Source organism: Actinomyces bowdenii (genome assembly GCF_017592395.1).
GTDB lineage: Bacteria > Actinomycetota > Actinomycetes > Actinomycetales > Actinomycetaceae > Actinomyces > Actinomyces bowdenii.
Genome location: NZ_JAGFOU010000034.1, coordinates 1 through 24,999, shown reverse-complemented (window position 1 = coordinate 24,999; position 24,999 = coordinate 1). Strand labels below are relative to the sequence as shown.

Here is a 24,999-nt window from a genome sequence, read left to right as displayed (position 1 = left end):
GGTGCAGAATGCGATGACCCCGCACTCGCTTTGTGCACCCCGCACTCGCATTCTGCTGTGCTACCCGCGGGGCGCGGCGAGCATCGAGCCCTCGGTCAGGCCCTCGTCGAGTCCCCTGCCGGGCCAGAGCATGCCCGGTGCGGGCAGCGCCGAGGTCACGGCATCGGGTGGGAGGGCCGACTGGATGCGCTGGGCCAGGGCCAGGAGGTCGTGGAACTCCCCATAGGTGATGCGCAGGACGCTCCAGCCCTGAGCCTGGATCGCGTCCTGGCGCCGCTTCTCCTCCCAGAGGTCCTGTCGCGACTCGTACTTGACCTGGCCATCGACCTCGATGACGATGCCCTGCTCCGGCCAGCACAGATCCACCCAGGACGGTCCTCCCGGCGTCTCGATCCGGTACTGGGGATGCGGCGGTGGCAGGCCCAGCGCCAGGGACAGCCAGCGCGCCACGCTCTCCCCCGGGGACTCGGCCATCGGGGTGGCCGCGGCCAGGATGGCGCGGGCCCGGGAGATCCCTCGACGACGGGGGTGGCGCTCGATGAGACCCTCCCAGACCCCGCGGGCCAGGGCCTCGGCCCGCTCATGCGCCCGGGGGCGCCGGCGCTGGGGGCGGCACACCAGTCGCAGTGCGGCATCGGCGATGGTCAGGGCATTGTGGGCGGGCTCATCGCAGGCGCAGTCGAAGGCGGTGCGCAGCGCACTGGTGACGGCGATCCCGCCCACCACGGTGATCTCCTCACCAGTGAGGTCCAGCCGGCGGCGCCACAAGACGATCTGCCTGCAGAAGCGGCCCGGGCGGGGAATCGGGCGGGGCGGACCGCTGGAGGGGATGCCGATCAGCGGCAGCGGGGCGCGGACCTGCCGCGGTCTGGAGGGAACAGCGATGTAGACATCCGGCTCCCGGCTCATCATGGGCAGTCCCAGGATGAGGGCGGCCGAGGCATGGGTCAGGCAGCGCATGGAGCGCTGGGTGGCCTGGGCGGCCATCGCCCGAGCCAGGCAGAGCGTGTACTGATGCTGCCAGCGGGAGGCCTGATCGTGGGGCACCCACAGGACGCCGGGCGCCAGGCGCAGCCCCGAGCCGGGCCGGATGGCGCCTGCTCCCTCACAGGAGAGCCGCTCCGCCCGCACGCCGCGCCCGGTGCGCACGAGGCGCGGCAGGAGGCTGCGATCCAGGGGCTGGTGGATATCGGCGCTGATCCCGCCCACGGCTGCGGCGCGGCTGCTCATCTCCATGGGCCAACGCTGCGCCCGCATCACCCGGGCCGCCAGCGCACCCGCCCAGCGCTGTGGAGAGCGCCTGCAGCACGCCCCCTGTGGAGCCCGGGTGACCGCGCAGGAACGCGGATTGCGAGTATGGGGTGCACAAAGCGAGTGCGGGGTCATCGCATTCTGCACCCCGCACTCGCATTCTGAAGGGATAGGGGGCGCGATGCCAGGGGCCGGAGCCCGCCCCCCATCCCCGGCCGACGGCGCACCGGACCCCCGGCCGACGGCGCACCAGCGGCATGCCTGCGGCGCATTGGGCCTCGCCACTTCCCCGGGAGGCCATAGACTCCACCCGATGACCTCCACCAGTCCCAGCGCGCCCACCCCCGAGGACGCGCAGCCCTCAGCCCACCAGCCCCTGCCGCGCACCGCCACCCAGGACGTCCTGGGCCAGGCGGGGCGCCGTGGCCCCTTCCGCTACGGCGAGCGCCTCCAGGTCACCGACTCCAAGGGCCGCAAGAACACCTTCGTCCTGGACGAGCACGGCTACTTCCAGTCCGTGCGAGGCTCCTTCCGCCACCGCGACGTCGTCGGGCTGGCGGAGGGCAGCGTCATCACCACCGACACCGGCCACGAGCTGCTCCTGCTGCGCCCCCTGCTGGCCGACTACGTCCTGTCCATGCCGCGCGGCGCCCAGGTGGTCTACGCCAAGGACTCCGGCCAGATCATCGCCCTGGGCGACATCTTCCCCGGCGCCCGCGTCCTGGAGGCCGGGGTGGGCTCGGGGGCCCTGACCATGAACCTGCTCTCGGCCATCGGCGAGGGCGGGCGCCTGATCTCCATCGAGCGGCGCGAGGACTTCGCCCATATCGCCGCCTCCAACGTCGACTCCTGGTTCGGCGGCCACCACCCGGCCTGGGAGCTGCGCACCGGGGACTTCGCCGAGGTCGTGGAGGCCTGCGTGGAGCCGGCCAGCATCGACCGCATCGTGCTGGACATGCTCGCCCCCTGGGAGAACATCGGGGCCGGCGCCCGGGCCCTGGCCCCCGGCGGCGTCTTCCTGGCCTATGTCGCCACTGTCACCCAGCTCTCCCGCACCGTGGAGGCCCTGCGCCACAGCGGCCTGTTCACCGAGCCCGAGTCCTGGGAGTCCATGGTGCGCACCTGGAATGTCGACGGCCTGGCCGTGCGCCCCGATCACCGCATGGTCGCCCACACCGGCTTCCTGCTGTCCGCCCGCCGCCTGGCCCCGGGCTCCCCGCCCCTGGCGCGCAAGCGCCCGCCCGCTCGCGGCGCCTACGACGACGGCGGGTACTGGCGGCCCGAGGACGTCAAGGAGCGCACCAGCACCGACAAGAAGGTCCGCCGCGTCCTGCGCGACACCCGTGCCAAGCAGCCCGAGGACGCCACCCCCGTCCTTCCCGGGACCCCGCCGCCGGCCCCGGGCGGAGGCAGCCATGATTGACGCCGGCGACCGCAGCAGCCCGGCTGAGGGGCCCCGGAACCAGGGCCGCGGCGACCAGGGCTTCACCAGCCATCAGCTGCGCGAGGCCCGGGCCGAGGCCGTGAGCCTGAGCGCCAAGAACGAGCGCCTCGTGGCCGCCCTCACCAGCGCCCGCGAGCGCATCGCCGAGCTCGGCGCCCAGCTCGACGAGGTCACCCTGCCGCCGGTGACCCTCGGCCTGCTCACCAGCCTGCCCACCGCCAGTGCTCCACGGGGCGGGGCCGGGCAGGGCGGTGATCCGCAGGACCGCGGCAGGCCCCGCGAGGTGGGGGTCAACCTCTCGGGGCGCCACATGCACCTGGGCGTCCACCCCGGTGTGCCCCGGGAGGACCTCCAGGTGGGCAGGGTCGTGGCCGTCAACGACCAGCTCCTCGTGGTCGACACCCTCCCGCCGCCGCAGACCGGCGAGACCGTCACCCTCGATGAGGTCCTGGGCCCCACCCGGGTGCTGGCCACCAGCGCCTCGGGCTCCGAGCGGGTCCTGACCCTGGCCTCCCACCTGGATGCCGCCGGTCTCAAGCCCGGCGACACCCTGGCCGCCGACCTGCGGGCCGACGTGGTCACGGCGGTGGTCGAGCGCACGAGCGTGGAGCAGCTGGTGGTCACCGAGACCCCGGATGTCTCCTGGGAGGACATCGGCGGCCTGGGCCCCCAGATCCAGGAGATCCGCGACGCCCTGGAGCTGCCCTTCAGCCATCCCGGCCTCTACCGCTCCTACGGGCTGCGCCCGCCCAAGGGCCTGCTGCTCTACGGGCCCCCCGGATGCGGCAAGACCCTCATCGCCAAGGCCGTGGCCACCTCCCTGGCCTCGACCGCCCAGGGGGCCTCGCGCAGCCCCGCCTTCCTCAACATCAAGGGGCCCGAGCTGCTGAGCAAGTTCGTGGGGGAGACCGAGCGCCAGATCCGGGCGATCTTCGAGCAGGCCCGCAAGGCCGCCGCCGAGGACCGGCCCGTCGTGGTGTTCTTCGATGAGATGGAGGCCCTGTTCCGCACCCGGGGCACCGGGGTGTCCAATGATGTGGAGACCACGATCGTGCCCCAGGTGCTGGCCGAGATCGACGGCGTGGAGGCCCTGCGCAATGTGCTCATCATCGGGGCCTCCAACCGGGAGGACATGATCGATCCCGCCGTCCTGCGGCCCGGGCGCCTGGATCTGAAGATCCGCATCGAGCGCCCCGACGCCGTGGGGGCCGAGGAGATCCTGGCCAGGCACCTGACCGCGGACCTTCCCCTGGATCCTGAGGAGCTGGCGGCCCGCCAGGGGGACCGCGCGGCCACGGCCGCGGCCCTGCGGCGCGCCGCCGTCGACGCCCTGTACGCCAGGACCGCCGGGACCGCGGTCCTGGAGGTCGTCTACGTCGATGGGACCATCGAGACCCTGCACCTGTCGGACCTGGTCAGCGGGGCGATGCTGGCCTCCGTGGTGGCCAGGGCCAAGACCGCCTCCATCAAGGACGAGCTGGCCGGGGGCCGGGGCGGCCTGAGCACCGCCCGGGTCCTGGAGGCGGTGGCCGTCGAGGCCCGCCGCAGCGAGGAGGTCACCGGGGCCAACACCCCCGAGGGCTGGACGCGCGTCCTGGGCGGCAGGCGCGGGGTGGTGCGCAGCGTGCGGCGCCTGGGCCCGCGGCCCGGCGGGAAGCAGGTGAGGCGATGACGGGCGGCGGGCTGGGCCCGGTGCACCGCCCCGTGGGCCTGGAGACCGAGTACGGGGTGCTGGGCCAGGGCGGGACGGGGGCCGGCCCCAACATCCCTGAGAGCCCCTCCGCCCCCTCCAACCCCATGGTCATGGCCGCCCAGATCGTCCAGGCCTATGCGGCGCGCTCCCGGCCGGGCCTGGTGGGGCCCGATGGCCGGCCCGCGGCGGCGGTGCGCTGGGACTACGAGGGGGAGGACCCGCTGGCGGATATGCGGGGCGGTCGCCTGGACCGCGCCGCCGCCGACCCCAGCCAGCTCACCGACGACCCCCTGCGCCCCGCGCCGAGCGCCGCCCCGCCCTGGGGGGCCCGCCCCCGCCCCAGTGCCGTCGAGGCGGCCCTGCCCCGGGCCACCACCGCGGTGCTGTCCAACGGTGCCCGCCTCTACGTCGATCACGCCCACCCCGAGTACTCCTCGCCCGAGGTGCTCACGCCCCGCGACGCCCTGGTGTGGGACCGGGCCGGGGAGGTCATCGCCAGGCGCGCCATGGCCGCCCACCTCCAGGACCTGCCCGGCCAGGAGATCGTCCTGTACAAGAACAATGTCGATGGCAAGGGGGCCTCCTACGGCTCCCACGAGAACTACCTGGTGGAGCGCTCGGTGCCCTTCGAGGCCCTGGCCGCGGGCCTGACCCCCTTCCTGGTCACCCGCCCGATCATGGTGGGCGCCGGGCGCGTGGGGCTGGGGCAGCGCAGCCAGGAGCCCGGCTTCCAGATCAGCCAGCGCGCCGACTACATCGAGTCCGCCATCGGGCTGCAGACCACCTTCAACCGGCCCATCATCAACACCCGGGACGAGCCCCATGCCGACGCCGGGCGCTTCCGGCGCCTGCATGTCATCAACGGCGACGCCAACCGCTTCGATGTGCCCATCTACCTCAAGGTCGCATCCACCAGCCTCATGCTGTGGCTTCTGGAGGACTCCCACCGCCGGGGCCGGGGCCTGGGCGCCCTGGCGGACCTGGAGCTGTGCGCGGATGCGGTGGAGGAGTGCTGGGCGGTCTCCCATGACACCTCCCTCACCCACCGTCTGGCCACCCGCAGCGGCCCCATGACGGGCCTGGAGATCCAGCGGGCCTGCCTGGGCGCCGTCGAGGAGGCGGTGCGCCGGGGCGGGCAGGAGGCCGATGAGGCGGATCATGCCGCGCAGGCCCTGTCGGTATGGCGCCAGTGCCTGGACGCCCTGGAGCAGTGGGCGGTCCGGCGCAGCGGCCCGGCCCCCGCCATGGTGGAGTGGGTGGCCAAGCTGGACCTGTGCGAGGCCATGCGCGCCCGCTCGGGCACCGGCTGGGAGGACCCCCGCCTGGCGGCCCTGGACATCCAGTGGGCCGATCTGCGGGCCGGCCGGTCGGTGGTGGACAAGCTCGACGCCGCCGGCCGCATCCACCGCCTGGTCAACCCCGATGAGGTGGAGGCCGCCGCCGATGCCCCGCCCCGGGGGACCCGGGCCGCGGTTCGCGGCGCCGCCGTGGCCCACCACCCCGCCGTCGTGGCCGCCTCCTGGACCTCGCTGATCCTGGACCTGCCCGATCGTCCCAGCCTTCTGCGCCTGGCGCTCCCCGACGGGGTGACCCTCAGTGAGGATGAGACCGCCGCCATGATGGAGGCGATTGGTCGGGAGGCTCCGCCTGGGGGACACTGGCCCCCGTAGGATTGTTCGAGGCCCCCGGGCACAGCGCAGGAGGACAGGACCGTGACACCCGTGACGCCGCACACCGCAGGTCAGGGCCGCATCCAGGCCGCCGGTGGTCCTGAGGCCCCCGAGGAGGGCGCCGCCACCGGTGCCCAGGTGCAGGTCACCGGCGTCGATGAGATCCTCGATGAGATCGACTCCGTCATCGAGACCAATGCGGCGGCCTTCGTCCAGGGATTCGTCCAGAAGGGCGGCCAGTGAGGATGAGCGGCTCACGCCCCACGGCACGCCGCATCATCGGGATCGAGACCGAGTACGGCATCACCTGCGCCTCCAGCACGGGAGGCGCGCCCCCCATGGATGCCGATCAGGCCGCCAGGGCCCTGTTCGACCCCATCATCCAGCGAGGGCGGTCCTCCAATGTCTTCACCCGCTCCGGGGGGCGCCTGTACCTCGACGTCGGCTCCCACCCCGAGTACGCCACCGCCGAGTGCGACCGCCTGGAGGACCTGCTGGCCCAGGACCGGGCCGGCGATCTCATCATGGCCGACCTGGCCGACCGGGCCAACAAGCGCCTGGAGGACCGGGGCGTGGAGGGGCGCATCCACCTGCTGAAGAACAACCTGGACGCCCAGGGCAACGGCTTCGGCTGCCATGAGAACTACCTGGTGCGCCGCTCGGGGAGCTTCTGGCAGGACGCCCAGACCCTCGTGCCCCACCTGGTGACCCGCCAGATCCTCGTGGGCTCCGGGCATATCGCCCCCGATGCCCATGGACGGGCGCGCTACTGCTTCTCCCAGCGCGCGGATCAGACCTGGGAGGCCCTCTCGGCGGCCACCACCCGGGCGCGCCCCATGATCAACACCCGCGACGAGCCGCACGCCGACGCCGAGCGCTACCGGCGGATGCATGTCATCGTCGGGGACTCCAGCATCGCCCAGGGCTCCACACTGCTCAAGGCCGGGGCCATGGACCTGCTGCTGGACTACCTGGAGTCCGGCGGCGACCTGTCCGATCTGGCCCTGGCCGAGCCCATGCGCGCCATCCGGGAGGTCAGCAGCGACCTGCGGGCCGCCGTGGCCCTGGAGCTCGCCGACGGCAGGACCATCACCCCGGTCGATCTGCAGCAGGAGCACCTGGAGCGGGTCACCGCCCATGTCGAGGCCGAGCGCGACCTCACGGGCATGCAGCGCGAGACCCTCGACCTGTGGGGACGCGGCCTTGAGGCGGTGCGCTCGGGCAATTACGGCGCCGTGGCCGCGGAGCTGGACTGGGCTGCCAAGCTCCAGCTGCTCACCCGCTACACCCAGCGCACCGGCGCCGGGCTCGATGACCCGCGTGTGGCCAGGCTGTCACTGGCCTACCACGACGTGACCAGCGGGGAGGGCCTGCGCCCCCGCCTGGAGCGGGCGGGCCTGCTGCGCCGCTACATCGACCAGGAGGCCTGCCGGGCGGCGGTGACCCGGCCCCCCGCCACCACGCGCGCCCGCCTGCGGGGCGCCGCCGTGGCCCGGGCCGAGGATCTGCGCCTGGACCTGAGCGTGGACTGGGTGAGCCTGCGCCTGGACGACGGCGCCTGCCGCCCCATCAGTCTGACCGATCCCTTCCGGGCCGTCGATGAGCGCGTCGATGCGCTCCTGGCGGCCATGGAGGGCCGCGGAGCCGATCCCGGTGCCGGGATGCGGCCGGCATGATGAGATGATTCACCCGATGAGCAGCACACCGAGCATGCCCCCGGGGGCCGACGGCGCGCCGCTGACCCGTCGTCAGCGGCGCGCCCTGGAGCGCGCCCGGGAGGAGGCCCAGCGCGCCGCCACCGGCCAGGTGCCGGCCCAGAGGCCGGGGCAGGATCGGCAGCAGGAGCAGGCTCAGCACCCCCCGCCGCAGTCCGCCAGCGCCACCTGGAAGCCCTCGGCCACCAGCATGCCCGCGGTCCGCAAGCCCTCCGCGCGGCCCGGTCCCCAGGCCGGGCCCCGCCTCCAGGGCGGGCCGGATGCTGCTGCCGGCCCGGCGCTCAGCGCGCCGTCGGCCTCCTCGGCCGGTGGGGCGGTGGCGTGGAAGCCCGTGCCGCGCCACGATCAGCCTCAGGCGGAGGCGCCGGCTGAGCGGAGGACACCGCCCGCTGCCCGGCCCACCGCTGCCCGGCCCGCCCCTGCCGCCCGCCCGGCTCCTGAGCCTCGGCCCGCCCCGGCCTCCCGGCCCGCTGCGGCTGCTCGGCCCGCCGCGCCCTCCCCGGAGCCCGCCCCCCTGGAGCGAGCTCCCCTGGGCCCCGGGGCCCAGGAGGAGGCGCGGGCACCGCAGGCACCGCAGGCCCTGGAGCCCGCCGCGGCCACCGGCCCCCAGAAGGCCATCGGCGCCGCCCTGGGTCGGCGGCCGCGGGGCCTGCTGGCCATCGCCCTGGCCGGCGTCGTCGTCCTGGCCATGGTGCTCGTGCCGCTGGCCGTGAAGAACCTCGGCATGCGCGATGAGGCCGGCCAGGCCAGCGCCCAGGCCCTGGAGACGGTCCTGTCGGGGGACGACCCGCTGGACTCCGTCGTCGAGATCGCCGGGCGGCCGGGCGTGGTGCCCGTGGTCTCGCTCAAGGGGGCCCTGACCCCGGCCACCTCCCTGCACGAGGACCTCCTGGTGGAGGGCACCGGCCGCACGGTGAGCCAGGGGGACGCGGTCCTGCTGTCGATCTCCACCTTCTCCGGGCTCGACGGGCGCAACACCACCGGGACCGAGACAGGCGCCTCCCTGCGCACGGTCATGCTCGACGACGCCCTGGGGGAGGAGCTCGACAAGGCCATCGAGGGCAAGACCGAGGGCTCCCGGGTGGTGCTGCGCGCCCCCCACGAGGAAGAGGGGGAGCTGACCACCGAGATCACGGTGGTCGACATCCTGCCCACCGTGGCCACCGGGGAGGAGCGCGAGCCCGCCACCGGCATGCCCGCGGTGACCATCGGCGCGGACGGCGCCGCCCGGATCTCGGTCCAGGGGCTGTCGGCGCCCACCAGCTCCAGCATCACCACCCTCATCCAGGGCCAGGGGCCGCAGGTGGGCAAGGACGACCTGCTCATCGCCCGATACTCCATCGTCAACTGGTCCACCGGCCAGGTCTCGGGCACCCCCACCTACGGCAGCACCGTCCTGCCGCGCTCCATCGACATGAGGAACACCCTGGCAGGGGTCTCCCAGCTGCTGGTCGATGTGCCCGTGGGATCGCGGGTGGTCCTGGCCCTGCCCGCCGATCAGGCTCGGGGTGAGGACGCGGTGGCCGTCGTCATCGACGTGCTGGCCATCGCCTCGCGCGACGAGGCCCCCGCCACCGCCCCGGCCACCGAGTCCGCCGCCCCCACCGCGACACCCACGGCCGCCCCCACCGCCACCTCCGGAGAGGAGAGGCCATGAGCCTGGCCATCCGTGTCATCCCCTGCCTGGACGTCAAGGACGGGCGCGTGGTCAAGGGGGTGAACTTCCAGGGGCTGCGGGACGCCGGCGACCCCGTGGAGCTGGCCGCCCGCTACGACGAGCAGGGGGCCGATGAGATCACCTTCCTGGACGTCTCGGCCTCCAGCGAGGGCCGCTCGACCATGATGGAGGTGGTCTCGCGCACCGCCGAGCAGGTCTTCGTGCCCCTGACCGTCGGCGGCGGGGTGCGCAGCGCCCAGGACGTCGACCGGCTCCTGGGGGCCGGGGCGGACAAGGTCGGGGTCAACACCGCCGCCATCGCCCGCCCCGAGCTCATCACCGAGGTCGCCCAGCGCTTCGGCAGCCAGGTGCTCGTGCTCTCGGTCGACGCCCGGCGCTGCCCCGCGGGCGTGAGCACCGAGTCCGGCTACGAGGTCACCACGCATGGGGGACGGCGCTCCACCGGCATCGACGCCGTGGCCTGGGCAGTGCGGGCCACCGAGCTGGGCGCGGGCGAGATCCTGCTCAACTCCATGGATGCCGACGGCGTCACCGGCGGCTTCGACACCGAGATGATCGACGCGGTGCGGCGCGAGGTGGGCGTCCCCCTCATCGCCTCGGGAGGGGCGGGGCGACCCGAGGACTTCGCCCGGGCCGCCGACCACGGGGCCGACGCCGTCCTGGCCGCCTCGGTCTTCCACTACGGGACCATGACCGTGGGCCAGGCCAAGGAGGCCCTGCGCCGCGCCGGGCACCCGGTGCGCTGAGGGCGGGCCACGGGCCATCGCCGCCCCGGGCCGCGGTGGGGAGCCCTCCCCTTTGCCCTGATCCGGCGGCTTCGGTATCCTCCGGTCGGTCAGGGCCCTGTGACCCGCAGCATGCCAGGGGCGCCTGTCGACAACTCTCATCTCAACAGATCAGGATCGCCATGAGCACCTACCCCGGCCAGTCCGGACCGTACGACCCCAACGGCCAGGACCCTTACGCCTCCAGCCTCAATGCCGGGCAGGCCTATCATGCCGGGCAGGCCTACCCGGGCCAGCCATACCCGGATCAGCAGATGCACAACCCCGGTGCCCAGCAGCCCTACCCCGGTCAGGCCGGCTATGGGTTGCCCTACGGCGGCTACATCCCCAACCCCACCGAGAAGAACTGGATGGGCATCACCTCCCTGGCGCTGGGGATCTTCAGCGTGTGCTGCTGGGGCATCCCGGGTGTCATCGCGGTGATCTTCGGCATCCTCGGCATTCAGGCGGTCAATAATGGGGAGGCTGACAATAAGGGGATGTCGATCGCGGGTATTGTCATCGCCGGGGCTTCTTGGGTGCTACTGATCCTTCTGTGGATCTTGGGTGCATTGAATAGTTCTCTGAGTTCCTGACCGGATACGCTCATGGTCCATGCCGCCGCCCATCCACAGGTGCGCCGTTGCCGCTCCTCTCGTCTATGGCTGGGCGCCGCCGTGCTCCTGACCCTGCCCGGGGCCGCCCTCATCGGGGGAGGGGTCCTCTTCCCCCGCGCCTTCTCCGCGGCCCCCGAGATGTGCCTCATGCACCGCAGCACCGGGCTGTGGTGCCCCCTGTGCGGGGGGACCCGGGCCACGGCCGCCCTCATCCACGGGGACCTGCCCACGGCCCTGGGCTACAATCCGTTCGCCCTGGCCATCGAGATCGTCGCCCTCCTGGCGGTCCTGCGCTGGCTCCTGCGCATGACCCGGGGGGCGCAGGGCGCCTTCCTCACCGGCTGGGAGGCCACCGGCCTCCTGGTGTCCATGGGGGCCTTCTTCGTGGTGCGCAACCTGCCGGGGATGTGGGTCCACATGGGACCACTCCTGGGGCCCCCGGGCTGAGGGAGTGCCAGACGATTGAGAGGACTTCTGCGATGACCGAGAACCCCTACCCGACCTCCGGCCCGGTCGGCGCCCCGCCCTGGGAGCAGCACCTGCAGCAGCCCGGGGCCACCGGCGGGGGCCACGACGACCCCTACGCCGCCGTCGGGAGCCGCCCGCCGGCGGGGGCGCCCGCCCCGCCCGGGTACCCCGCCCCCTACGGCACCGGCCTGCCCTCGGGCGCCCACCCCGGCCACTACGCGGGCGCCTACCCGCCTGGGGCGCATCCCAGGCCCGATGAGATGGACTGGGCGGGGATCACCTCCCTCATCCTGGCCCTGGCCTCTCCCGTGATCGCCTTCATCCTCTCCCCCCTGGGCCTCATCGCCCTGGTGACATCCACCGTGCTGGGGATCATCGGCCTGAGCGCGGCGAACCAGGGCAGGGCCACGAATAAGGGCATGGCCCTGGCCGGCCTCATCACCTCGGTGGTGCTCCTCGTCCTGGGCCTCCTGGTGGCCATCATCGCCATCGTGCTCTTCGGGGTGTTCATCAGCGAGTTCTCGCAGACCAGCTACTGAGGGCTCCGCCCGGTGGCCCGGCGGGGTGCTGGAGGGCACCGGGAGGCGGCCGTGAGACACTACCGCCGTGACCACCTCCCAGGCACCCGATGCCCGGCCCCCGGCCCGCGCTGAGGACCATGGGGCGCTGAGCCCCTGGATCGCCTCCCGCCTCAAGCGCGACGCCGCCGGGCTGGTGTGCGCCGTCATCCAGCAGCACGACACCCGTGAGGTCCTCATGGTCGGATGGATGGATGACGAGGCCCTGGCCCGCACCCTGACCCAGGGGCGGGTGACCTTCTGGTCCCGCTCCCGCGCCGAGTACTGGCGCAAGGGGGACACCTCGGGGCACGCCCAGTACGTCAAGGCCGTCCACCTGGACTGCGACGGCGACGCCCTGCTCATCGAGGTCGACCAGGTGGGGGCCGCCTGCCACACCGGCCGGCGCACCTGCTTCCAGGAGGGCGGGGATCTGGGCGCCGCCGTCGGCACCCGCCCCGCCGGGGGCGCGGCCACCTGAGGGCTCCGCCGGCGGGCGGATTTGCCTCCCGGGCCCCGGGCCGACGACGATGGTGCCCATCGCCGTCCAGGCCCGACCTGTCCCGGCGGATCTGTGGAAGGAGGTGCGCGGTGGCCATCGACCGGACCGGGCGTTTCGAGCAGATCGCCGCCCAGGCGCGCGCGGAGGCCGACCGGCGCGCCGGCCGCGTCCCCCTGCGCCGGGTCAAGGAGATGGTCAGGGCCGCCCCCGGGGCCAGGGAGGCGCGCCAGGCGCTGCGCGCACCGGGGTGCACCGTCAGCGTCATCGCCGAGGTCAAGCGCTCCACGGCCACCTTCGCCGACCTCAGCGGATGTGGGGCGCCGGGGGTCCTGGCCCGCTTCTGCGCCGCCGGGGGAGCCGCCTGCGTCTCGGTGGTCACCGGCTCGCCCGACGGCCATGGCTCCCTGGAGGACCTCGACGACGTGCGGGCAGCGGTGGAGGTGCCCGTGCTGGCCAATGACCTCATCGTCACCCCCTACCAGGTTCATGAGGCCCGCGCTCACGGAGCCGACCTGCTCATGCTCGACGCCCGCCTGGAGCCGCTGGTCCTCCAGGGCCTCATCGACCGGGTCCACTCCCTGGGCATGTGCGCGGTGGTCAAGGTGCGCACCCGGCGGGAGGCGCTGACCACCATCGAGTCCGGCGGCCGCATCGTGGCCGTCAGCGCCCGCGACCCCGATACGCTGGCGGTGGACCGCGCCCGCTTCGAGCAGGTCGCGGAGGTCCTTCCCCCCGAGGTCATCAGGATCGTCGCCGGGGGGGTGAGGGGCCCCCACGACGTCATGGACTTCGCCCGCTGCGGCGCCGACGTGGTCCTGGTGGGGGAGGCGGTCATCCGCTCCACCGACCCCCAGCAGTTCGTCGCCGAGCTCGTCGCCGCCGGCGCCCACCCCTCCCTGCTCCACGCCACCCACCGAGAGGCCCCCTGAGTGCTCACCAGTGCCCTTGCCACCATCGCGACCGCGGCTGCGCCCGCCTCCCTGCCCAGCCCCTCGACGGGGGTGTGGCACATCGGCCCCTTCCCGCTGAGGGCCTACGCCCTGTGCATCCTGGCCGGCGTCTTCGTGGCCGTGTGGTGGTCGGGCAGGCGCTACGAGGCCCGGGGCGGGGACAAGGACACGGTCCTGGACGTCGCCCTCCTGGCGGTCCCGGCGGGGATCCTCGGCGCCCGCCTCTACCACGTCCTGTCCTCCCCGGACGCCTACTTCGGCCCGGGCGGGGATCCCGCCCTCATCCCCCAGATCTGGCGGGGCGGGCTGGGCATCTGGGGCGGCATCGCGGCCGGGGTCGCCGCGGGCGCCTGGCTGATGAGGCGCCGCGGCCTGCGCCTGGCCCCCCTGGCCGACTCCGTGGCACCCGCCCTGCTGGTGGCCCAGGCCATCGGGCGCCTGGGGAACTGGTTCAACCAGGAGCTCTTCGGCGCGCCCACCACCCTGCCCTGGGGACTGGAGATCGACGCCGCCCACCTGCCCCCGGGGTATGCGCCCGGGACCCTGTTCCACCCCACCTTCCTGTACGAGGCCCTGTGGAACCTCGCCGGCGCCGCCCTCCTGGTGGGGCTGGGCCGCCGGCTCCTGGCGCGCGACGGCGTCACCGGGGGCCGGCTCCTGTGGGCCTACCTCATGGTCTACACCGCGGGGCGGGTGTGGATCGAGGCGCTGCGCATCGACGACGCCGAGACCATCGCGGGCCTGCGCCTGAACGTGTGGACCTCGATGCTCATCTTCGCAGTGGGGGCCGTGGGCCTGGCCCTGGCCTCCCGCGGGGCGCCCCGCAGGCTCGACGACTCCATCACCTCCATCGCTGACGGCGCCCGGCCCCGCGACGAGGAGGAGGGCGCCGTCAGCGCGCCTGAGCCCGGGCGCGAGCCGGAGGGCGGGGCCGAGGAGGCGCAGGACCACGGCCCGGAGGCGGCCCGCCGGGAACGGTGACGATAGTCCCAACTCTCATCACTTCTGGGAACCTGCTCGGCCAAGCGCTTGCGCGTCCCTTAGGCTTGACCCATGCGCAGAGCCAAGATCGTATGCACCCTCGGACCCGCCACCGACTCGCCCGAACAGGTGCAAGCCCTGGTGGACGCGGGCATGAATGTCGCGCGTATCAACCGCTCGCACGGGCGGGTGGAGGACCACGAGGAGGTCATCGGGCGGGTGCGGGCTGCCGCGGAGGCCTCCGGCCGGGCCATCGCCGTCCTGGTGGACCTCCAGGGCCCCAAGATCCGCCTGGGCAAGTTCGTCAACGACCAGAAGGTCATGCTCAACAAGGGCGACGAGTTCACCATCACCACCGATGACGTGCTGGGCACCGTCAAGCGCTGCTCGACCACCTTCAAGGGCCTGCCCGGGGACTGCCGCCCGGGCGACCGCCTGCTCATCGACGACGGCAATGTGGCGGTGCGCGTCGTGGCGGTGACCGACACCGACGTGGTCACCCGGGTCGAGGTCCCCGGCTTCGTGTCGAACAACAAGGGCATCAACCTGCCGGGCGTGGCGGTCTCGGTGCCCGCGCTGTCGGAGAAGGACCGCGAGGACCTGCGCTGGGCCCTGGAGGTCGGGGCCGACTTCATCGCCCTGTCCTTCGTGCGCAACGCCGACGACATCAAGGACGTCCACGAGATCATGGACGAGGTCGGGGTGCGCATCCCCGTCATCGCCAAGATCGAGAAGCCCCAGGCGGTGGAGAACCTCTTCGACATCGTCTCGGCCTTCGACGGCATCATGGTGGCCCGCGGGGACCTGGGGGTGGAGATGCCCCTGGAGGCCGTGCCGCTGGTGCAGAAGCGCGCCATCGAGCTGGCGCGCCGCCAGGCCAAGCCGGTGATCGTCGCCACCCAGGTCCTGGAGTCCATGATCCAGAACCCCCGGCCCACCCGTGCCGAGGCCTCCGACTGCGCCAACGCCATCCTGGACGGCGCCGACGCCGTCATGCTCTCCGGTGAGACCTCCGTGGGCGCCTACCCGATCGAGGCCGTGCGCACCATGGCCCGCATCATCGAGAATGTGGAGGAGAACGGCGGGGAGCGCATCGCCGAGCTCGGCTCCTACCCGCAGACCCGCGGCGGCGCCCTGACCCGGGCGGCCGCGGAGATGGGCGAGCAGCTCGACATCGCCTACCTGGTCACCTTCACCCAGTCCGGTGACACCGCCCGGCGCCTGTCCCGCCTGCGCTCCCCGATCCCGCTGCTGGCCTTCACGCCGCTGGACTCCACCCGCAACCAGCTCGCGGTCTCCTGGGGCGTCAACACCTACAGGGTCCCCGCGGTCCAGCACACCGACGACATGGTCGCCCAGGTCGACGAGATCCTCCAGGACAAGCACCTGGCGCAGGCCGGGGACACCGTCGTCATCGTGGCGGGAATGCCCCCGGGCACCCCCGGCTCGACCAACTCCATCCGCATCCACACGGTGGGGGAGACGGTCGATTACAAGGTCTGAGGGCCCGCGGCCGGCGCTCCGGCCCCGCGGCGTCGGAGCGCCGGTGTTCGTATCTTCGTATCGCAGTGCACATGAGCAGTTGAGGAGACCTGGTCGTGTCCAATGAGCTGAGGGAGCTGAGCATCGCCCTGCCCGAGGAGGTGGCGGTGGCTCTGGCGGAGCGGGTGGTCTCGGGCGCCTACGGCAGCGAGGGAGAGGTCGTGCGCGACGGGCTCATCGACATGTTCGCCCGCGAGGAGGCGGCCGAGACCTGGCTGCACGAGGAGGTGGGGGAGGCCTACGACGAGCTGCGGGACCACCCCTGCCTGGCGTGGGGCGTCCAGGACGCCCGCGGCCATCTCGCCGAGGCCCACGCCCACCACCAGGCCCGGCCACGCCCGTGAACCCGGAAGTCGTCTTCTCGCCCTGGGCGCTGCGGCACATGACCGGGGTCTACCGCCGCATCGCCGAGGAGTCCGGCTCCTCGGACCTGGCCGAGGCCTATCTGTCGGCCATCATGGACCGCTGCGAGGCCCTGGCCGAGTTCCCCCTGACCGGGCGCATCCGCGACGACATCCGGCCGCACCTGCGCACGGTGGGCTTCAGGAATCGCGTCGTCATCGCCTTCGTCGTGCGCGAGGGCCGGATCGAGGTCCTGGGCGTCCACTACGGGGGCCGTGATCATGACGGGCTGCAGCGTGGAGAGGCCCCCGCCGTTCACGTCGACTGAGCCTGCGCCCGGTGCCGCCGCGGCTCACGGCGCCAGGGCGCGAGTGCTGACAGCCCCCGAGCCCGAGAGCGTTGCGCATCGTCCCGTCGGACGCGCTTCGAGGGCGGGGAGGGCGGCCGGATTCGGCGGGATCACGGGATAACGGGGCCGGTGGTACCTCCGGTGGGACTCGAACCCACAACACTCCGATTTTGAGTCGGATGCCTCTGCCAATTGGGCTACGGAGGCGGCGTCTGCGCTCTCAAGCGGCGCCACGAGCCGAAGCATACTAGGATCTATGCTGTGAGCAACGAGTCCAGCACCACCCGATCCCGCAGGGTTCTCGTCGCCGAGGACGAGACCCTCATCCGCCTCGACATCGTGGAGACCCTGACAGACGCGGGCTATGACGTCGTCGCCGAGGCCTCCGATGGCGAGGAGGCCATCCGCCTGGCCCAGGAGCACAAGCCCGACCTGTGCGTGATGGATGTCAAGATGCCGGTGACCGACGGCATCACCGCCGCTGAGCGCATCCTGGACAAGCACTCCTGCGCGGTGGTCATGCTGACCGCCTTCTCGCAGACGGACCTGGTCGAGCGCGCCGGCGCCGCGGGGGCCATGGCCTACGTCGTCAAGCCCTTCACCCCGGCCGACCTCATCCCCGCCCTGGAGATCGCCCTGTCCCGCCACGAGGAGATCCTGTCCCTGGAGAGCGAGATCAGCGATCTCACCGAGCGCTTCGAGACGCGCAAGCGGGTGGACCGCGCCAAGGGACTGCTCATGGAGCGCATGGGCCTGAGCGAGCCCGAGGCCTTCCGCTGGCTCCAGAAGACCTCGATGAACCGGCGCCTGACCATGCGCGAGGTCGCCGACGCGGTCATCGAGCAGGTCGGCTCGGCCTCCGGCGGCAAGGACGACTGACCGGCCGCCCCGGCATCCCCGGCGGGCGCCTCTCAGGTGAACAGGCTGCGCAGGGTGCCGCGGGCGATGTGCCGTCCCTTCTCGTCGCTCACACTGACCTCGTAGACGGCGGTGCGCCGGCCCCGGTGAACGGGGGTGGCCACCGCCGTCACCCATCCCTCCTCGGCCGGCCGCAGATGCGAGACCGTCAGCTCCGCCCCCACCGGGACCGCCCCGGCCGGGGCCGCTTCGCGCGCCGCCACCGAGGCCGCCGTCTCGATGAGCGCCGCCGTCGCCCCGCCGTGGAGGATGCCCACCACCTGGCGGGCCCCCTCCACCGGCATCCGCACCTGCGTGAGATCGGCATCGCGCTGGAGCACCTCCATGCCCAGCGTCTCCATGAGCGTGCCCTCCTCCTCATCCTCCAGGCCGGCGCGCACGGCGCTGAAGGCCGAGATCGCCGACCCGGCCGGACGCGGATCGGGGTAGGGGCGGCGCCCGGGGTCCGGGAAGGCCACCGGCGCCGCGCTCGACGCCGACAGGGCGGCCAGCGTCTGGCCCACCGGCCCCAGGGGGCCGACCACCGTGGGCCTGTCCGCAGCGGCGCAGGAGGCGCCGCCCGGGCCGGAGGCGGGGCTGGGGGGCACGGCGGGGGCGTCGGGCTGCTCATCGCTCATGGGCCTAGGCTGTCACGGTGAGCACCAGCACGACCAGCCCGCACCGCCCCGAGAGCCAGGATCCCGCCAGGCTCCTGCTCATCGACGGCCACTCCATGGCCTTCCGAGCCTTCTACGCCCTGCCGGTGGACAGCTTCACCACCTCCACGGGCCAGGCCACCAACGCCGTCCACGGCTTCACCTCCATGCTCCTGTCCCTGCTGGAGGGCGAGGCCCCCACCCACGTGGCCGTGGCCTTCGACCTGCCCGGGGGGACCTTCCGCACCGAGGAGTACGCCGAGTACAAGGGCACGCGCGATGAGACCCCCCAGCCCTTCATCGGCCAGGTCGAGCTCATCGAGGAGGTCCTCAGGGCCATGGGGGTGCGCACCATCACGGCTCCCGGCTACGAGGCTGACGACATCCTGGCCACCCTGGCGGCCTCGGCCCAGGAGGAGGGCCTGGAGGTCCTGGTGTGCTCGGGGGACCGCGACTCCTTCCAGACCGTCACCGAGCGCTGCACCGTGCTCTACCCGGTCAAGGGCGTCTCGACCCTGCGGCGCATGACCCCCCGGGAGGTGGAGGAGCGCTACGGCGTCACCCCCGAGCGCTACCCGGACCTGGCCGCCCTGGTGGGGGAGACCAGCGACAACCTGCCGGGGGTGCCCGGGGTGGGGCCCAAGACGGCGGCCAAGTGGATCGGCCTCTACGACGGCCTGGAGGGCGTCATCGCCCACGCCGAGCAGATCAAGGGCAAGGCGGGCCAGTCCCTGCGCGATCACATCGGAGACGTCCTGCGCAACCGCAGGCTCAACCGCCTGGTGACCGACCTGGACCTGGGCCTGGACATCGCCGACCTGCGCCTGGAGGGCGCTGACAGGGACGGCCTGGCGCGGGTCTTCGAGACCCTGGAGTTCCGCACCCTGCACCAGCGCTCCCAGCGGGTCCTCAGCTTCGCCCCCCAGGAGGGCGCGGTGCCGCGGGCCGAGGACGACGGCCTCATGGGCCGGCTCCTCGGGCTCGACGCGAGCGTCCTGGGCCGCGACCTGGAGCCCGGGGAGCTGGGGGCCTGGCTCCAGGCCCACCTGCCCGCGCCGGGCCCCGGGCTCCGGGCCGCCCCGCTGGGCCTCGACGTCGTGGGCGCCCTGCGGCCGGTCCAGGCCGATGCCCGGATCATCTCCGTCTCCGATGGCACCAGCGCCGTGGCCATCGACACCGCCGAGCTCGGCGTCCAGGACGAGGCCGCTCTCGAGGCCCTGCTCGCCGACGTCGAGCGCCCCAAGATCGTGGCCGACGCCAAGGGCGCCTGGCACGCCCTGAGGGCCCGGGGGCTCAGCCTCGACGGCGTCGTCGCCGACCCCTGCCTGGCGGGCTACCTGTGCCGGCCCGAGCAGCGCTCCTACGACGTGGGCGCCCTCGCGCAGCGCTGGCTGGACATCGACCTGGAGTCCCTGGCCGGCGGCGGCGCGCAGGAGCCGGGCTCCCAGCAGGCCCTGGACCTGGAGGCCCTGTCCTGCCCGGATGCGGCGGGGGAGGCCCTGGCCTCCGCGCGCCGCGCCGCCGTCCTCCTGCCCCTCCAGGAGGTGCTGGAGGCCCAGATGGACAAGCGCCGGGCCACCGCCCTGTTCACCGACCTGGAGATGCCCGTGGCCGCCACCCTGGCGGTGATGGAGGATACCGGCATCGCCGTCGACGACGCCGTGCTGGCCGCCCGGGCCGTCGAGCTCGACGCCCGGGTCACCCATGCCGCCGAGGGCGCCTTCGCCGCCGCCGGCCACGAGCTCAACCTCTCCAGTCCCAAGCAGCTCCAGGCCGTCCTGTTCGACGAGCTGGGGATGCCCAGGACCCGCAGGACCAAGACCGGCTACACCACGGACGCCGAGGCCCTGGCGGGCCTGCACGCCAAGACCGGCCACCCCTTCCTGGCCCACCTGCTGGAGCACCGCGACGCCATCAAGCTGCGCCAGACCGTGGAGGGCCTGCGCAAGGCCATCCAGCCCGACGGGCGCATCCACACCACCTTCCAGCAGACCATCGCCGCCACCGGCAGGCTCTCCTCCACCGACCCCAACCTGCAGAACATCCCCGCCCGCACCGAGGAGGGGATGCGCATCCGCGAGGCCTTCACCGTCGGGCCGGGCCACGAGTGCCTCATGACCGCCGACTACTCCCAGATCGAGATGCGCATCATGGCGCACCTGTCGGGCGACGAGGCCCTCATCGAGGCCTTCCGCAGCGGGGAGGACCTGCACCGCTACGCCGCGGCCCTGGTCCACGGCATCGAGGTCGAGCAGGTCAGCGCCGAGCAGCGCAGCCACGTCAAGGCGATGAGCTACGGCCTGGCCTACGGGCTGTCCACCTACGGCCTGGCCCGCCAGCTGGGCATCGACAACACCGAGGCCGCCGCCCTGCGGGACGCCTACTTCGCCCGCTTCGGGCGCGTCCACGACTACCTGGAGTCCGTCGTGGAGCAGGCCCGCCGCGACGGCTACACCCAGACCATGTTCGGCCGCCGCCGCTACCTGCCCGACCTGAGCAGCGACCAGCGCCAGCGCCGCGAGATGGCCGAGCGCGCCGCCCTCAACGCCCCCATCCAGGGAAGCGCGGCCGACATCGTCAAGAAGGCCATGATCGAGGTCGAGGCGGCCCTGGCCGAGCAGGGCCTGAGCAGCCGCATCCTGCTCCAGATCCACGACGAGCTCATGGTCGAGGTGGCGCCCGGGGAGTCCGAGGCGGTGCGGGGCCTCCTGGTGGAGCGGATGGGTGCCGCCGCCGAGCTCTCCGTGCCCCTGGAGGTCGCCACCGGCTCCGGTCTCACCTGGCGAGAAGCCGCGCACTGAGTCAGCGCAATTGTGACCTTCCGCCTGGACGGCGGCGGGTGTCGGGACCCGCCAGGCACCATCTCCGGTAGAAAAATTATGAACCAAAGGTTTCATCAATAATGGAGCGATTTATTATCTACGACTCCGGGTGGGTTCGGAGGAAGTGGTGGTAGTGCGGTTCGCCCATGTGTGAGCGATGACACCTCCATGGCGGCGCTTGGGGCGCGATTAGTCCAGTCACGGATTCGTCACATGCTGCTAGGGTTCACTCGTGCGCCCCTGGGCGTCTCGCATGAAGGACTGTCTATGAGCCTGTTCATGAGACATGATGTCAGCGGGATGGGGCCCAGCTGCGCGGGTTCTGGTCCGGGCCGGTTCCCGTGGCAGTGGGGTGCACGGCATCTATCGACCCGAACCACCTATCCGCATTCGGAGCACCCACTCAATGACCACCACCACACCCAGCCCCGCCCCGGTCGCCGTCAACGACATCGGCTCGACCGAGGAGATCCTCGCCGCCGTCGACGAGACCATCAAGTACTTCGACGACGGTGACATCGTCGAGGGCACTGTTGTCAAGGTCGACCGCGACGAGGTCCTCCTCGACATCGGCTACAAGACCGAGGGTGTCATCCTCTCCCGCGAGCTGTCGATCAAGCACGACGTCGACCCCGACGAGATCGTCTCGGTCGGCGACGAGATCGAGGCCCTCGTCCTGCAGAAGGAGGACAAGGAGGGCCGCCTGCTCCTGAGCAAGAAGCGCGCCCAGTACGAGCGCGCCTGGGGCACCATCGAGCGCATCAAGGAGGAGGACGGCGTCGTCACCGGCTCCGTCATCGAGGTCGTCAAGGGCGGTCTCATCCTCGACATCGGCCTGCGCGGCTTCCTGCCCGCCTCCCTGGTGGAGATGCGCCGCGTGCGCGACCTTCAGCCCTACGTGGGCCGCGAGCTCGAGGCCAAGATCATCGAGCTGGACAAGAACCGCAACAACGTGGTGCTCTCCCGCCGCGCCTGGCTGGAGCAGACCCAGTCCGAGGTCCGCACCAACTTCCTCCAGACCCTCCAGAAGGGCCAGGTCCGCTCCGGCGTGGTCTCCTCCATCGTCAACTTCGGCGCCTTCGTCGACCTGGGCGGCGTGGACGGCCTGGTCCACGTCTCCGAGCTGTCCTGGAAGCACATCGATCACCCCTCCGAGGTCGTCGAGGTCGGCACCGAGGTCACTGTCGAGGTCCTCGACGTCGACTTCGACCGCGAGCGCGTCTCCCTGTCGCTCAAGGCCACCCAGGAGGACCCGTGGCAGGCCTTCGCGCGCACCCACGCCATCGGCCAGGTCGTGCCCGGCAAGGTCACCAAGCTCGTGCCCTTCGGCGCCTTCGTGCGCGTCGAGGACGGCATCGAGGGCCTGGTCCACATCTCCGAGCTGGCCCAGCGCCACGTCGAGGTGCCCGAGCAGGTGGCCAAGGTCGGCGATGAGGTCTTCGTCAAGGTCATCGACATCGACCTGGACCGCCGTCGCATCTCCCTGTCCCTCAAGCAGGCCAACGAGGGCGTCGACCCCGCCTCCGAGGACTTCGACCCCTCCCTGTACGGGATGGCGGCCGAGTACGACGAGGAGGGCAACTACAAGTACCCCGAGGGCTTCGACCCGGAGACCAACGAGTGGCTCGAGGGCTACGACGCCCAGCGCGAGGCCTGGGAGGCCGAGTACGCGGCGGCCCACGCCCGCTGGGAGGCCCACAAGGCCCAGGTCGCCAAGGCCTTCGAGGAGGAGCAGGACACCGGCGCGGCCGCCTCGGCCGGCTCCTCGTCCTACTCCTCGGCGCCCGCCGAGGCCTCGGGCACCCTGGCCTCCGATGAGGCCCTGGCCGCACTGCGCGAGAAGCTGACCGGCAACTGACCCCCGCTGCCGGTTGACACTGATCGATGGGCCGGGAGGGCCCCGTCCGCGGACCGCGGACGGGGCCCTCCCGGCCCATCCGCGTCCTGGCGCCGTATGGTTCCCGCTCCCCATCGCGGTGCGGTCCCCGATGTGTGAGGCTTCCGCCGGCGCATGCGCCGCACGCACACGGCAGGAGGGCTTGGCATGGTGAGCTGGGACGATCTGGTCGAGGCGCTGGAGGGCATGGACCCGCGATGCCCCTCGCGCCCCAGCACCATCGCCCTGCGCGATCTCCTGCTCGACGGGCGCGAGCTCTACGCGCAGGCGGACCGGGCCCCCGAGCCGGCCTCTCGCCTCCTGGCGGCCGTGGACCGGGCGTGGATCACCCAGCTGGGGCAGGACCCCGGCACCACCACGGGGCAGATCGAGACCGTCGCGGAGATCTGCGAGGCGCTGCGCCGCGCCCGCGGCGAGTCGGTGGTCCCACTGCACTACGCGCGCGTCGAGCTCCTGGTCTGCCTGGGGCTGCGCAATGACGCCGTCGAGCAGCTGCGCGTGGCCAGGCTCTTCTCCTTCGAGCAGCCCGATACGGGCGCGGTGCTGGCCGCCGCCCGGATGCACGACGACTACTCCGGCGTCATCCGCACCGCCACGGCCCTCGCCGATCGCCCCGAGGCCGATCCGGTGGGAGCGGCCCGCACCCTGGGAGCCTCCCTGCTGCCCTACCTGGCCCAGGGCCGGCGAGTGGAGGCCGAGGACGCCCTGGCCTCGCTGACGGCCCTGGACCTGCCCATCGCCGAGCACCTGCGCGCCCTGGGCGACCACCTGGAGTACCTGGGCATGTCCTCCCAGTGGCAGCGCGCCCTGGCGGTGCTGCGCCACACCGCCGTGGGCGGGGCGGAGGAGGCCAGCGCCTGGGGCCTCATGGGCACCGCGGTCGGCCTGTCCCTGGTGCTGCGCGAGGCGATCCGCGCCGACTACGGCCGCAACGCCCTGGGAGTCTCCCTGGACTGGCGCACCCCCTGGGGGGACCTGATGCTCACCGCCTGGGACACGGTGGCCCGCTCCTACGACCTGGTCACCGCCTTCGTGCGGGCGCTGGCGCTGCGCTTCGATGATCGCAACGGCAACAACGGGGTGTCCCTGCGCGTGGAGACCCAGATGGCCGCGGAGGCCTCGCGGCTGGCCGCGCGCTCCTACGGCACCGTCACGGGGCCCGTCCCACCGGATCCGGCGCAGCTGCGCAACCGGCCGGCCCTGCTGGCGCAGGTGCGCGAGCTGCTGACCCTGTCCCGGGGCTACGGCATGGACTCGGTGCGCGAGCGGGCCATGTCCACCGCCGAGACCGTCAGCGCCTCCCTGGCGGAGGTCAGCGACGACACCGATCTGGAGCTCATCGTCGATCTGCGCCTGGCCTTCGCCCGGCTCCTGGCCGCCCTGGGCGCCAATGAGCGGGCCGAGCGGGAGAACCTGGACACCGCCGCCCTGTGCGAGAGCCAGGGATGGGTGGAGACGACCTGCGCCGCCCTGGCGCTGGCCTCCCACGCCGCGCAGGCCCGGGGCGACCGGGCCACCGCCGAGCAGGCCTGGGAGGCGTGCCTGGAGCAGCTGGCCGCCTGGCCGCCCGGGCGCCCGGGGGAGCGCTGCTCCATCCTCACCGAGGCCGTGGGGGATCCCGGACTGGGCGCGCGGGTGCTCGTCGAGCTCGCGGCCCGCCTCGTCCAGGGCGTCGAGCAGGACCACTCCCGGGCCTCCATCGTCAGGGAGGTGGTCTCACGCGCCTCCGCACAGCTCTCGCGCAGCGCCCATCCGCCACGCGGGGTCGCCCGGGCCATCGCCACCATCGAGGAGCGCATCGCCCCCTACGGGCGCGGCCGGGGCGGGCGGCGCCGCGGCGCCGCCGGTGCTGCACCGGCCACGGCTGAGGATGCCGGGCAGGACGGGACGGGCTCCGCGGCGGGCCCGCGCGGGGAGCCGCGGCACCCGGCCCAGATGATTGATCCTGAAGGGGGCGCGGGGCGGGCCGGCAGGGCCGGCTCCTGGTCCTCGGCCCCCTGAGCGCGTGGCCCTGCGGCGCTCCAGTGCGCCGGCCCCGCCCGCCCTGCTCACACCCTCCCAGGGAAGTGCCACTAGGTGTACTTCCCTGGGAGGTTGTGAACGGGTTGGGTAGGTGAAGGCCTCCTGGGCAGGATGTGGGTTGTCACGCTCACGTCCGGTCCGAGGAGGTCTTCATGACTCACGCTAACGCACCTTTGACGCCC

General features: G+C 72.9%; 22 protein-coding genes and 1 tRNA gene. 20 read left to right on the top strand and 3 right to left on the bottom strand.

Annotation, left to right across the window (positions count from 1 at the left end):
* Positions 1 to 60: 60 nt before the first annotated feature.
* A complete protein-coding gene (locus tag J5X07_RS12185) occupies positions 61 to 1,236 on the bottom strand; it encodes a PDDEXK family nuclease (RefSeq protein ID WP_208479980.1) in 1,176 nt (391 codons plus the stop codon).
* A 328-nt stretch (positions 1,237 to 1,564) separates the two neighbouring features.
* On the opposite strand from J5X07_RS12185, the gene J5X07_RS12180 reads away from it, so the two are divergent.
* The 16 genes from J5X07_RS12180 to J5X07_RS12105 all read left to right on the top strand — a co-directional run bounded on the left by J5X07_RS12180 (position 1,565) and on the right by J5X07_RS12105 (position 16,502).
* Complete coding sequence (locus J5X07_RS12180; RefSeq protein ID WP_208479979.1) at positions 1,565 to 2,674, top strand: tRNA (adenine-N1)-methyltransferase; 1,110 nt, start codon at positions 1,565 to 1,567, stop codon at positions 2,672 to 2,674.
* Complete coding sequence (gene arc, locus J5X07_RS12175) at positions 2,667 to 4,367, top strand: proteasome ATPase (RefSeq protein WP_208479978.1); 1,701 nt, start codon at positions 2,667 to 2,669, stop codon at positions 4,365 to 4,367. Before J5X07_RS12180 ends, arc begins: the two co-directional genes overlap by 8 nt.
* Entirely contained in the window at positions 4,364 to 6,058 is a 1,695-nt protein-coding gene (gene dop, locus J5X07_RS12170; RefSeq protein WP_208479977.1) for a depupylase/deamidase Dop, read from the top strand. The genes arc and dop overlap by 4 nt, the downstream gene beginning before the upstream one ends.
* Before the next feature lie 51 nt (positions 6,059 to 6,109).
* Positions 6,110 to 6,301, top strand: a complete 192-nt coding sequence (locus J5X07_RS13450) for a ubiquitin-like protein Pup (protein ID WP_208479986.1) — start codon at positions 6,110 to 6,112, stop codon at positions 6,299 to 6,301.
* Between the two features lie 2 nt (positions 6,302 to 6,303).
* A complete protein-coding gene (pafA, locus tag J5X07_RS12160; protein ID WP_208479976.1) occupies positions 6,304 to 7,734 on the top strand; it encodes a Pup--protein ligase in 1,431 nt (476 codons plus the stop codon).
* Between the two features lie 16 nt (positions 7,735 to 7,750).
* Positions 7,751 to 9,430 (top strand): hypothetical protein, encoded by a 1,680-nt coding sequence (locus tag J5X07_RS12155; protein ID WP_208479975.1) that lies wholly within the window; start codon positions 7,751 to 7,753, stop codon positions 9,428 to 9,430.
* Positions 9,427 to 10,197 (top strand): imidazole glycerol phosphate synthase subunit HisF, encoded by a 771-nt coding sequence (hisF, locus tag J5X07_RS12150; RefSeq protein ID WP_124934761.1) that lies wholly within the window; start codon positions 9,427 to 9,429, stop codon positions 10,195 to 10,197. The genes J5X07_RS12155 and hisF overlap by 4 nt, the downstream gene beginning before the upstream one ends.
* Positions 10,198 to 10,358: 161 nt before the next feature.
* On the top strand, positions 10,359 to 10,811 hold the full coding sequence (locus J5X07_RS12145; RefSeq protein WP_208479974.1) for a DUF4190 domain-containing protein: 453 nt from the start codon (positions 10,359 to 10,361) through the stop codon (positions 10,809 to 10,811).
* Positions 10,812 to 10,823: 12 nt separating this feature from the next.
* Complete coding sequence (locus J5X07_RS12140) at positions 10,824 to 11,279, top strand: DUF2752 domain-containing protein (protein WP_208479973.1); 456 nt, start codon at positions 10,824 to 10,826, stop codon at positions 11,277 to 11,279.
* Between the two features lie 32 nt (positions 11,280 to 11,311).
* Positions 11,312 to 11,839 (top strand): DUF4190 domain-containing protein, encoded by a 528-nt coding sequence (locus tag J5X07_RS12135; protein WP_208479972.1) that lies wholly within the window; start codon positions 11,312 to 11,314, stop codon positions 11,837 to 11,839.
* 127 nt (positions 11,840 to 11,966) lie between these two features.
* Positions 11,967 to 12,338 carry a phosphoribosyl-AMP cyclohydrolase gene (hisI, locus tag J5X07_RS12130; protein WP_208479985.1) on the top strand — a complete coding sequence of 124 codons (372 nt, stop codon included), beginning with the start codon at positions 11,967 to 11,969 and terminating at the stop codon, positions 12,336 to 12,338.
* A 110-nt stretch (positions 12,339 to 12,448) separates the two neighbouring features.
* On the top strand, positions 12,449 to 13,288 hold the full coding sequence (locus J5X07_RS12125; protein ID WP_244925156.1) for an indole-3-glycerol phosphate synthase TrpC: 840 nt from the start codon (positions 12,449 to 12,451) through the stop codon (positions 13,286 to 13,288).
* Positions 13,289 to 14,290 (top strand): prolipoprotein diacylglyceryl transferase, encoded by a 1,002-nt coding sequence (gene lgt / locus J5X07_RS12120; RefSeq protein WP_208479971.1) that lies wholly within the window; start codon positions 13,289 to 13,291, stop codon positions 14,288 to 14,290.
* A 72-nt stretch (positions 14,291 to 14,362) separates the two neighbouring features.
* Complete coding sequence (gene pyk / locus J5X07_RS12115) at positions 14,363 to 15,793, top strand: pyruvate kinase (protein ID WP_124934756.1); 1,431 nt, start codon at positions 14,363 to 14,365, stop codon at positions 15,791 to 15,793.
* 95 nt (positions 15,794 to 15,888) lie between these two features.
* Positions 15,889 to 16,176, top strand: a complete 288-nt coding sequence (locus J5X07_RS12110) for a ribbon-helix-helix domain-containing protein (protein WP_124934755.1) — start codon at positions 15,889 to 15,891, stop codon at positions 16,174 to 16,176.
* Positions 16,173 to 16,502: a type II toxin-antitoxin system RelE/ParE family toxin gene (locus tag J5X07_RS12105; protein ID WP_124934754.1), complete on the top strand. Its 330-nt coding sequence runs from the start codon at positions 16,173 to 16,175 to the stop codon at positions 16,500 to 16,502. Before J5X07_RS12110 ends, J5X07_RS12105 begins: the two co-directional genes overlap by 4 nt.
* 151 nt (positions 16,503 to 16,653) lie before the next feature.
* Here J5X07_RS12105 and J5X07_RS12100 read toward each other — a convergent pair.
* Positions 16,654 to 16,730 (bottom strand) — tRNA-Leu (locus J5X07_RS12100).
* A gap of 54 nt (positions 16,731 to 16,784) precedes the next feature.
* On the opposite strand from J5X07_RS12100, the gene J5X07_RS12095 reads away from it, so the two are divergent.
* Positions 16,785 to 17,402: an ANTAR domain-containing response regulator gene (locus tag J5X07_RS12095; RefSeq protein ID WP_124934753.1), complete on the top strand. Its 618-nt coding sequence runs from the start codon at positions 16,785 to 16,787 to the stop codon at positions 17,400 to 17,402.
* A 32-nt stretch (positions 17,403 to 17,434) separates the two neighbouring features.
* Here the strand turns inward: J5X07_RS12095 and J5X07_RS12090 are convergent, their stop codons facing one another.
* On the bottom strand, positions 17,435 to 18,058 hold the full coding sequence (locus J5X07_RS12090; RefSeq protein WP_124934752.1) for a PaaI family thioesterase: 624 nt from the start codon (positions 18,056 to 18,058) through the stop codon (positions 17,435 to 17,437).
* A gap of 95 nt (positions 18,059 to 18,153) precedes the next feature.
* Here J5X07_RS12090 and polA point away from each other — a divergent pair, with 95 nt between their 5' ends.
* The 3 genes from polA to J5X07_RS12075 all read left to right on the top strand — a co-directional run bounded on the left by polA (position 18,154) and on the right by J5X07_RS12075 (position 24,796).
* Complete coding sequence (polA, locus tag J5X07_RS12085) at positions 18,154 to 20,877, top strand: DNA polymerase I (RefSeq protein WP_243896830.1); 2,724 nt, start codon at positions 18,154 to 18,156, stop codon at positions 20,875 to 20,877.
* A 427-nt stretch (positions 20,878 to 21,304) separates the two neighbouring features.
* Positions 21,305 to 22,756 carry a 30S ribosomal protein S1 gene (rpsA, locus tag J5X07_RS12080; RefSeq protein WP_124934750.1) on the top strand — a complete coding sequence of 484 codons (1,452 nt, stop codon included), beginning with the start codon at positions 21,305 to 21,307 and terminating at the stop codon, positions 22,754 to 22,756.
* A 186-nt stretch (positions 22,757 to 22,942) separates the two neighbouring features.
* Positions 22,943 to 24,796: a hypothetical protein gene (locus J5X07_RS12075; protein ID WP_243896828.1), complete on the top strand. Its 1,854-nt coding sequence runs from the start codon at positions 22,943 to 22,945 to the stop codon at positions 24,794 to 24,796.
* Positions 24,797 to 24,999 lie beyond the last annotated feature (203 nt).